Origin of the sequence: Castellaniella sp. (assembly GCF_034007085.1) — a bacterium.
Lineage (GTDB): Bacteria > Pseudomonadota > Gammaproteobacteria > Burkholderiales > Burkholderiaceae_B > Castellaniella.
Genome location: NZ_JAVERO010000099.1, coordinates 1 through 8338, shown reverse-complemented (window position 1 = coordinate 8338; position 8338 = coordinate 1). Strand labels below are relative to the sequence as shown.

The following is an 8338-nucleotide window of genomic DNA, read 5'->3' as shown; positions in this document are numbered from 1 at the left end:
CCTGCCGACAGGCCGCGCGCGCCCGGGACACCCAGGCGGGCCTGGGTGCCAGTGGGCAAGGGTTGATTCACGCCGCCACCGGCGCCGCGCTGCTGTCCATCCTGTGGGCGGGCCTGGATGCCGTCGCACTCGGCACGCTGCACGCGCCGGTGCTGGCCGGGTTGCTGCTGGGTACCCTGGGACTGTTCGAGACCGCGAACCCCGTCGTCCGGGGCGCAGCCCGCATGGGAGCGGCGCTGGCCGCGCTGACGCGCATCGAGACCATCACCCAGGCGCAGCCCGATCTGCACGACCCCCAGGCCCCCGCCGATCTGCCGCCATCCGGCATCCTGCGGGCCGAAAACATCCGCTATGCCTATCCTGACGCTCCAGACCGAATGATTCTGGATGGCATCGATCTGGACCTGCCTCCTGGCAGCCGCACCGCTCTGACCGGCGCCAGCGGTTCAGGCAAATCCACCCTGCTGCACCTGCTGCTGCGCCTGGATGACCCGCAATCGGGCCGCATCTCCTATGGAGGCATCGACGTGCGCGACTGCGCCCAGCACGACCTGCATCACCATATTGCCCTGCTGGCCCAGGATGCCCCGCTGTTCCTGGGCACGATCCGGACCAACCTGCAGGTCGGTGATCCACAGGCCGATGACACCACGTTATGGCGCGCCCTGGATGATGCCCGCCTGGGCGATTTCGTCCGCACCCTGCCACACGGGCTGGACACCTGGATCGGGGAAACGGGGGCAGGCCTGTCAGTCGGTCAGGCGCGGCGCCTGGCACTGGCGCGGGTGCTGTTGTCGCCTGCGAACGTGCTCCTGCTCGACGAGCCGACCGCCGGGCTGGATGCCCCTACAGAGGCGGATTTCCTGGCCGACCTGTCCCGGGCGACCCGAGGACGCACGGTCGTGCTGGCCACCCATGCGCACCTGCCCCCCGGCGCGGTGGACCGCATCATTGATCTGGGTGCGCTGCCCCGGTCTCGAACTCGCACACCGTGTACACCGGCAGCCCGGAATCCCGGACAGCCTTCGAGCCGCCCAGATCCGGCAGATCGATGATGGCGGCGGCTTCGGCCACATTGGCCCCCAGGCGCTGCAACAGGCGGGACGCCGCCAGCATCGTGCCGCCAGTGGCGATCAGGTCATCGATCAGCAGCACACGCTGACCGGGCCGCACCGAATCCGTGTGCATTTCCACCGCCGCATTGCCGTATTCCAGGGCGTATTCCTCGGCCACCGTGCGAAACGGCAGCTTGCCCTGCTTGCGCACCGGCACGAAGCCCAGGTTCAGTTCGTAGGCCAGCACCGAACCCACGATGAAGCCACGCGCGTCAATCCCCGCCACCAGATCCAGGCGCTGGCGCATGTAGCGGTAGACGAACAGATCGATCAGCACCCGGAACGAGCGCGGATCCTGCAGCACCGGGGTGATGTCCCGGAACTGCACGCCGGGCTTCGGCCAATCAGGCACGGTACGGATCGTGTCACGGATATATTGGGCCGGATCGGTTTGCATGGCGGAGTGTCCTGTGGCGGGAGCATGGAAGCGGGCACAGTTTAACAAGCCGGGACCGCAATGCACGAAGACGAGCCGTTCGGCGGCTCCGTATCCCCCTATCGCTGATCACAGTAAAATCCCGGGATGCATGCCCATCCCCAACCCAGCGCAGAGGCCATCCGCGCCAGCGCCGACCGCACCTTCGGGATTGAAATCCAGGCCCTGCAGGCCCTGCAAGGCCGCATTGACGCGCGCTTCGTCCAGGCAGTCGACCTGATCCTGGGCTGTTCGGGCCGCATCGTCGTCACGGGCATCGGCAAATCCGGCCACATCGCCCGCAAGATCGCCGCCACCCTGGCATCCACCGGCACCCCTGCCTTTTTCATGCACGCGGCCGAGGCCATCCACGGCGACCTGGGCATGCTCACCGGCCAGGACATCCTGCTGGCGATTTCCTATTCCGGCTCGGCCCAGGAACTGATCACCATCATTTCCGTGGCCAAACGCATGGGCACGCGCATCATTGCCCTGACCGGCCACGCCGAATCCGAATTGGCCAGCAACGCCGACCTGACCCTGGACGCCGCCGTGGACCAGGAAGCCTGCCCTCTGAACCTGGCGCCCACCGCCAGCACCACGGCCGCCCTGGTACTGGGCGATGCCATCGCGGTCGCCTGCCTGGAAGCACGCGGCTTCAACCGCGAGGACTTCGCCCGTTCGCACCCGGGCGGCGCCCTGGGCCGGCGGCTGCTGACATCGGTCGCCGACATCATGCGGCGCGGCGCGGCCCTGCCATGCGTGGCGCCCGGCACCCTGATTCCCGATGCACTGACCGAAATGTCGTCCAAGGGCATGGGCATGACCATCGTCCTCGAAGGCAAGCGCCCCGTGGGCCTGTTCACCGATGGCGACCTGCGCCGCATGATCGCCCAGCACGGCGACATCCGCACCCTGCCGGTATCGGCCGGCATGAGCCGCCACCCGCGCTCGATCACGGCCACTGCGCCGGCCATCGAGGCCGCCTCGATCATGGACGAGCACAAGCTCAACCAGATGCTGGTGCTGGATGAAGACGGGCTATTATTGGGGGCTTTGCACATGCACGACCTCCTCGCCGCAAAGGTCATCTGATGAACGAACTGCCTGGTTTTTCTCACCCTGCCGAAGCCCAGATCCTGGCCCGCATCCCGGAAACGGTCCGCGACCGGGCCCGCGCCGTGCGCCTGATGGTGTTCGACGTCGACGGCATCCTGACCGACGGCAGCCTCTGGTATGGCGAACACGGCGAAGCCGTCAAGCCCTTCAATGCGCTGGACGGCCACGGCCTGCGGCTGCTGCGCGAACAGGGTATCCGGGTCGCCTGGGTCAGCGGCCGCAAGAGTGCCATCACCGCCCGTCGGGCAGCCGAACTGGGCATTTCACCCGCGCTCCAGGGCATCCACGACAAGGTCACCACGGTCGAAGAACTCGCCCGCGAAGCCGGCCTGTCCCTGCAGGCCGTGGGCTACATGGGCGATGACATCATCGACCTGCCCGTGCTGCAGCGGGTCGGGTTCGCCGCCAGCGTGCCCAATGCCCCCCTCTATGTCAGCCAGGCAGCCCACTGGACCAGCACCCTGCGCGGCGGTTCGGGCGCCGTGCGCGAATGCTGCGATCTGATCCTGGCTGCCCAGGGCCGCCTGGGCGCCTGCTTCACGGCGTCCCTGTCCACCCTGGGTGGGGCCATCCAATGAAGGACCGCCTGCCCAGCCTCGTGGCCGTGCTGCTGCTCGGCCTGCTGGTGCTGGGCACCTGGTGGGCGTCGGACTACACCCTGCGCTCGATTCAGGTCGATCCGCCCCGACGCATCACCCACGAACGCGATTCCTGGTCGGATCGGTTCACGATGGTGCGCACCGATGCCGACGGGCGCGCCATCAACCGCCTGGAAGGCACGGCCATGGAACACTTCCCGGACACAGGCACCTACGAAATCACTGCGCCGCACGCCGTCGGCCACCAGCCCAACGCCCCCATGACCGAAGGCACCGCCGATCACGGCACGCTCGACGAACGCGGCGACCGGATCGTGCTGAACGGCAATGCCCACCTGAAACGCCTGCCCGACCCCGACCACCAGTTGCTGGACGTGCGCAGTTCCCAGCTCATCATCGAACCCGACCGGGATCTGGTCCATACGGACCGTCCTGCACTGGTCGTCAACGGCCATTCCACGCTGCGGGGCAAAGGCATGCGCTACGATAACCGCACTCGTCAGCTGACCGTCACGGCGGCCAGCGACGTCAAGATCTCGGGCGAAGACCAGGCTGCCCGCAACGCCGGCTCCAAAAACAACGCACACCCATGAACCTACCGTTTTCCACCCTGATCGCATGGATCGCCGCCTGCGCCCTTTCCCTGACTGCCCAGGCGGTCGGCGCGCAAGGCAAACCCGCCCCCAAGGACGAACCCGACACGGTGATCCTGTCCGACACCCTGCACTACGACGACGTCAACAAGACCAGCACTTTCACTGGCAATGTGGTCCTGACCCGGGGCTCGATGACCCTGCGCAGCGACAAGCTCGTCACCCGCGAGGACGCCCAGGGCAACCAGTTCGGCACCGCCACGGCCGCCCAGGGACGGGTCGTCACCATCCGCCAGGAAAACCCCGAAAAATTCGAAACGATCATCGCCACCGGCCTGCAGGCCGACTACGTCGGTGCCTCGGGCGACATCACCCTGACGGGCCAGGCCACTGTCACTCGCCAGATCTGTGGCCAGGCATTCGACAACGTGCGCGGCGCCCGGATCATCTACCACGAAAAAACCGGCACCTACGAGGCTTTCGGCGGGCAGAACTCCGCCGCTGCCGGTGGGCGCGTCCGATCCCTGGCCCAGCCCCAGTCCCGCATCGATCAGGCCATCGCCCGGTGCAAGGCCAAGCAGGCCGGCCATTCGTAATCCCCCCATGCCCGCACACGATTCCCGTTCCACCGCTGCCCGCGCCGCCGGCAGCCTCCAGGCCATCGGCCTGGGCAAGACCTTTGGCCGCCGGGCCGTCGTCCAGGATGTGTCCCTGTCCGTCGCCAGTGGCGAAGTCGTCGGCCTGCTCGGCCCCAATGGCGCCGGCAAGACCACCAGCTTCTACATGATCGTGGGCTTGATCCCGGCCGACACGGGCCGCATCCTGATTGACCAGCACGACATCACCGGCATTCCCATGCACCGGCGCGCCCGCCTGGGCCTGTCCTACCTGCCCCAGGACGCGTCCGTCTTTCGCCGCCTGACCGTCGAACAGAACATCCGTGCGGTCCTGGAACTGCAGCGTGACGCTCAGGGCACCCCCCTGTCGGCAGCCGCGCTGGAAGAACGCCTGGAATCCCTGATCGACGAACTGCAGATCGAGCATATCCGCCGCAACATGGCGATCTCGCTGTCGGGCGGGGAACGGCGCCGGGTAGAGATCGCCCGCGCCCTGGCTACCCACCCGCGCTTCATCCTGCTGGACGAGCCATTCGCCGGGGTGGACCCGATTGCCGTGATCGAGATCCAGCGCATCGTGCAGTTTCTGAAGGGCCGCAACATCGGCGTGCTGATCACCGATCACAACGTGCGGGAAACCCTGGGGATCTGCGACCGCGCCTACATCATCAGCGAAGGCTGCGTCCTGACCAGCGGCCACCCCAGCGAGATCGTGGACAACGAGGCCGTGCGCCAAGTCTATCTGGGCAAGAATTTCCGGATGTAATTCATCATCCTACACCGAAAACAGGCCCTTGATGTGGCCGGGGCAATAGGTACACTGGACTTGTCATCAAACTGTCAGAAAAGGAGGCCAATCCCGTCCAACCCCGGTTCTCTCCTGAACCCTCCCCGTTTTTCCGCAAGGAGTCTACCTATGAGCCTGACAATCACCGGTCGCAATCTGGAAATCACCCCGGCCATCCGCGAATACGTCCACAGCAAGACGGCGCGCGTCCTGCGGCACTTCGATCAGGTCATCGACACCCAGGTCATGCTCTCGATCGAGCCCCTGAAGCACATCGCCGAAATCACCATGCGCCTGCGCGGCAAGGACCTGCACTGCGAAGCCTCGGATGAAAACCTGTATGCGGCCATTGATCTGCTGGTCGACAAGGCCGACCGCCAGGTCATCAAATACAAGACCAAGGCTCAGAACCACGCCGTCCACGAACCTCCCAAACGCCAGGAAATGACCGCCTGACGGCACCCACGGGCCGACGACCCCGGCCCGACACGACACATGGCCTCGAGACATCCGTCCGGGGCCATCTTGTTATGGCCGTCCCGGCATGGGCATGCCCCCCTGCCCCCGCAAAAACACGCTGCCTCAGGGGAGGCAGGACAGTTTCCTAAACAGCCCATTTCCCTATAATGGACGCCATGAACCTCAGCCCCCGCATCCTGCCACCCGACAATATCGTCCTGGACCTGGCTGCCACCAGCAAGAAACGCGCCTTCGAACACGCCGGACTGCTGTTCGAAAACCACCAGGGCGTTGCACGCACGGCAGTCTTCCACAGCCTGCTCGCCCGCGAACGGCTGGGTTCGACTGCGCTGGGCCACGAGGTCGCCATCCCGCATGGACGGCTCAAGGACCTGCGCGAACCGCATGCCGCCTTCATCCGGCTGGCCGAGCCTGTCAAATTCGACGCCAACGACGGCCGCACCGCCCGCCTGCTGTTCTTCCTGCTGATCCCGGAAACCGCCACCCAGACCCACCTGGATCTGCTGGCCAGCATCGCCCGCCTGATGTCTGACGCCGGTATCCGCCAGGCCCTGACGCATTCCACCGATCCCCAGGAAGTCCATCACCTGATCCTGACTGGCGCGCGCGCCCCGGCCCCTGACCATGCTGACCATTCAAGAGCTGATTCGTGACAATACCGAGAAGACCCCCTTCTCCTGGGTCGCCGGCCAGGACGCCGCCAGCCGGCGCCTGATTCCCGACGCCAGCGGTGCCGCTGCCGACCTGATCGGTCACCTGAACCTGATCCACCCTGGCCGCATCCAGGTCTTTGGCGCCGAGGAAATGTCCTACTATCTGCGGCTCGACGAACGCCGCCGTCAGCACCACCTGACCGAACTGGTGGCCGGCGGCGTCCCGGCCATCATCCTGGCTTCCGGCACCCAGGCGCCCGACGACCTCAGGGCCTATTGCACCACGCACGAAATCCCGTTGCTGGCCACCCCCACCGATGCCGCCCTGCTGATCGACCTGCTGCGCATCTACCTGGGCAAGCGGATGGCCCCCAAGACCACGATGCATGGCGTCTTCATGGATGTGCTGGGCCTGGGCGTCCTGATCACCGGGGAATCGGGACTGGGCAAAAGCGAACTGGCCCTGGAACTGATTTCCCGTGGCCACGGTCTCGTGGCCGACGATGCCGTCGAACTCTCGCGCACCGCGCCGAACTTCATCGAGGGCCAGTGCCCGCCCCTGCTGCAGAACCTGCTGGAAGTCCGCGGCCTGGGGCTGCTGGACATCCGCACGATCTTCGGCGAAACCTCGGTCCGGCGCAAAATGAAAATCAAGCTGATCGTCCATCTGGTGCGCCTGACGCCCGAGAACTTCGAACGCCTGCCGACCCAGGACGAATACCAGGACATCCTGGGCATCCCGATCCGTCGCGTGATGCTGCAAGTCGCGGCGGGCCGCAACCTGGCCGTGCTGGTCGAGGCCGCCGTGCGCAACACCATCCTCAGCCTGCGCGGCATCGACACCATGGGTGAATTCATCGAACGCCAGGCCCTGGCCATCATGGAAAGTTCCCGAGAGGCCCGACCATGAACAGGCGCCTGACGCGGCAGATCCCCGACCCCTGCACACCATGCTGAACATCGTCCTCATCACCGGGATCTCCGGCTCCGGAAAATCCGTGGCCCTGCGCATGCTGGAGGACACCGGCTACACCTGCATCGACAACCTGCCCGTCCGTTTCCTGCACGACTTCATCGCCAGCACCCAGGACAGCGGCCTGGAACGGGTGGCCGTCGCCATCGATGCACGCACGCCAGGCGATCTGGACGACCTGCCCGGCATCCTGACCAGCCTGCGCGCCATGGGCACGGCACTGCACGTGATTTTCCTGGACGCCGATGACAACACCCTGATGCAGCGCTATTCCGAGTCCCGGCGCCGGCACCCCTTGACCGACCGCCTGCGACACGAGGGCCGGGAGCCTTCGCTGCAAGACTGCATATCCCTGGAGCGAGAGCTTTTGGCGCCCTTGCGCGACCAGGAGCACGTCATCGACACTTCCGGCCTGACGCCCGGCCAGTTGCGTGCCTGGATGCGCGACCTGGTCCAGGCGGACCGCCCCTCCGTGATTCTCACCTTCGAGTCTTTTGCCTACAAGCGTGGCGTACCACACGACGCCGACCTGGTCTTCGATGTACGCTGCCTGCCCAACCCCCACTACGACTCGCAACTGCGCCCCTTGACGGGACGCGATGCCCCCGTCGCCGCCTGGCTGGCCCAGTTCGGCAGTGTCGAATCCATGATCGACGATATCGCCGCCTTCATCCGCAAATGGCTGCCACTGTACATGCAGGACACACGCAACTATCTCACCGTCGCCATCGGCTGCACCGGCGGCCAGCACCGTTCGGTCTATGTCACCGAACAGCTCGCCCGGCGCTTTTCGGATCATTCCCCCTTGCTGGTGCGCCATCGCAACCCCAAGCTGCTGGAGACTCGGCCATGATGGCGCGCCGGTTCGCCCTGGGCCTGCTGGGCGCCCTGCTGGTGGTCCTGGCGGGCTGCGCCTCGCGGTCGGGGGGCGGCTACTACAAGGACGATGGCCCAGGCCGCGACATCCCCGCCGACATCGCCGCCATC

Annotated in this window: 11 protein-coding genes; 10 read left to right on the top strand and 1 reads right to left on the bottom strand. The window is 66.2% G+C overall.

Annotation, left to right across the window (positions count from 1 at the left end; all coding sequences use genetic code 11):
• Positions 1-1055, top strand: a 1055-nt coding sequence (locus RBR29_RS08970; RefSeq protein ID WP_320348711.1) for an ATP-binding cassette domain-containing protein, incomplete at its 5' end; no start/stop codon positions are given.
• Here RBR29_RS08970 and RBR29_RS08965 read toward each other — a convergent pair.
• Positions 949-1512: an adenine phosphoribosyltransferase gene (locus tag RBR29_RS08965; protein ID WP_320348709.1), complete on the bottom strand. Its 564-nt coding sequence runs from the start codon at positions 1510-1512 to the stop codon at positions 949-951. The genes RBR29_RS08970 and RBR29_RS08965 overlap by 107 nt on opposite strands.
• 126 nt (positions 1513-1638) lie before the next feature.
• On the opposite strand from RBR29_RS08965, the gene RBR29_RS08960 reads away from it, so the two are divergent.
• The 9 genes from RBR29_RS08960 (at position 1639) to rapZ (ending at position 8204) form a co-directional block, all read left to right on the top strand.
• Positions 1639-2625 carry a KpsF/GutQ family sugar-phosphate isomerase gene (locus tag RBR29_RS08960; protein ID WP_320348708.1) on the top strand — a complete coding sequence of 329 codons (987 nt, stop codon included), beginning with the start codon at positions 1639-1641 and terminating at the stop codon, positions 2623-2625.
• Complete coding sequence (locus RBR29_RS08955; protein WP_320348706.1) at positions 2625-3227, top strand: HAD hydrolase family protein; 603 nt, start codon at positions 2625-2627, stop codon at positions 3225-3227. The genes RBR29_RS08960 and RBR29_RS08955 overlap by 1 nt, the downstream gene beginning before the upstream one ends.
• Positions 3224-3841 (top strand): LPS export ABC transporter periplasmic protein LptC, encoded by a 618-nt coding sequence (gene lptC, locus RBR29_RS08950; protein WP_320348705.1) that lies wholly within the window; start codon positions 3224-3226, stop codon positions 3839-3841. Before RBR29_RS08955 ends, lptC begins: the two co-directional genes overlap by 4 nt.
• Positions 3838-4437: a lipopolysaccharide transport periplasmic protein LptA gene (lptA, locus tag RBR29_RS08945; protein ID WP_320348704.1), complete on the top strand. Its 600-nt coding sequence runs from the start codon at positions 3838-3840 to the stop codon at positions 4435-4437. The genes lptC and lptA overlap by 4 nt, the downstream gene beginning before the upstream one ends.
• Before the next feature lie 7 nt (positions 4438-4444).
• Positions 4445-5224, top strand: coding sequence for an LPS export ABC transporter ATP-binding protein (gene lptB, locus RBR29_RS08940; RefSeq protein ID WP_320348703.1), 780 nt, complete (start codon positions 4445-4447; stop codon positions 5222-5224).
• Positions 5225-5374: 150 nt separating this feature from the next.
• On the top strand, positions 5375-5701 hold the full coding sequence (gene raiA / locus RBR29_RS08935; RefSeq protein ID WP_320348702.1) for a ribosome-associated translation inhibitor RaiA: 327 nt from the start codon (positions 5375-5377) through the stop codon (positions 5699-5701).
• 179 nt (positions 5702-5880) lie between these two features.
• The gene (locus tag RBR29_RS08930) at positions 5881-6378 is read left to right on the top strand and encodes a PTS sugar transporter subunit IIA (protein ID WP_320348701.1); all 498 of its coding nucleotides are present in this window, start codon (positions 5881-5883) and stop codon (positions 6376-6378) included.
• Complete coding sequence (hprK, locus tag RBR29_RS08925) at positions 6350-7288, top strand: HPr(Ser) kinase/phosphatase (RefSeq protein ID WP_320348700.1); 939 nt, start codon at positions 6350-6352, stop codon at positions 7286-7288. Before RBR29_RS08930 ends, hprK begins: the two co-directional genes overlap by 29 nt.
• A 40-nt stretch (positions 7289-7328) precedes the next feature.
• On the top strand, positions 7329-8204 hold the full coding sequence (gene rapZ / locus RBR29_RS08920) for an RNase adapter RapZ (RefSeq protein ID WP_320348699.1): 876 nt from the start codon (positions 7329-7331) through the stop codon (positions 8202-8204).
• Positions 8205-8338: the final 134 nt, after the last annotated feature.

Coding starts and splice junctions, on each gene's coding strand:
- RBR29_RS08960 (WP_320348708.1), top strand. CDS start 1,639: ATGCATGCCCATCCCCAACCCAGCGCAGAGGCCATCCGCGCCAGCGCC.
- rapZ (WP_320348699.1), top strand. CDS start 7,329: ATGCTGAACATCGTCCTCATCACCGGGATCTCCGGCTCCGGAAAATCC.
- lptA (WP_320348704.1), top strand. CDS start 3,838: ATGAACCTACCGTTTTCCACCCTGATCGCATGGATCGCCGCCTGCGCC.
- RBR29_RS08965 (WP_320348709.1), bottom strand. CDS start 1,512: ATGCAAACCGATCCGGCCCAATATATCCGTGACACGATCCGTACCGTG.
- hprK (WP_320348700.1), top strand. CDS start 6,350: ATGCTGACCATTCAAGAGCTGATTCGTGACAATACCGAGAAGACCCCC.
- RBR29_RS08930 (WP_320348701.1), top strand. CDS start 5,881: ATGAACCTCAGCCCCCGCATCCTGCCACCCGACAATATCGTCCTGGAC.
- lptB (WP_320348703.1), top strand. CDS start 4,445: ATGCCCGCACACGATTCCCGTTCCACCGCTGCCCGCGCCGCCGGCAGC.
- RBR29_RS08955 (WP_320348706.1), top strand. CDS start 2,625: ATGAACGAACTGCCTGGTTTTTCTCACCCTGCCGAAGCCCAGATCCTG.
- lptC (WP_320348705.1), top strand. CDS start 3,224: ATGAAGGACCGCCTGCCCAGCCTCGTGGCCGTGCTGCTGCTCGGCCTG.
- raiA (WP_320348702.1), top strand. CDS start 5,375: ATGAGCCTGACAATCACCGGTCGCAATCTGGAAATCACCCCGGCCATC.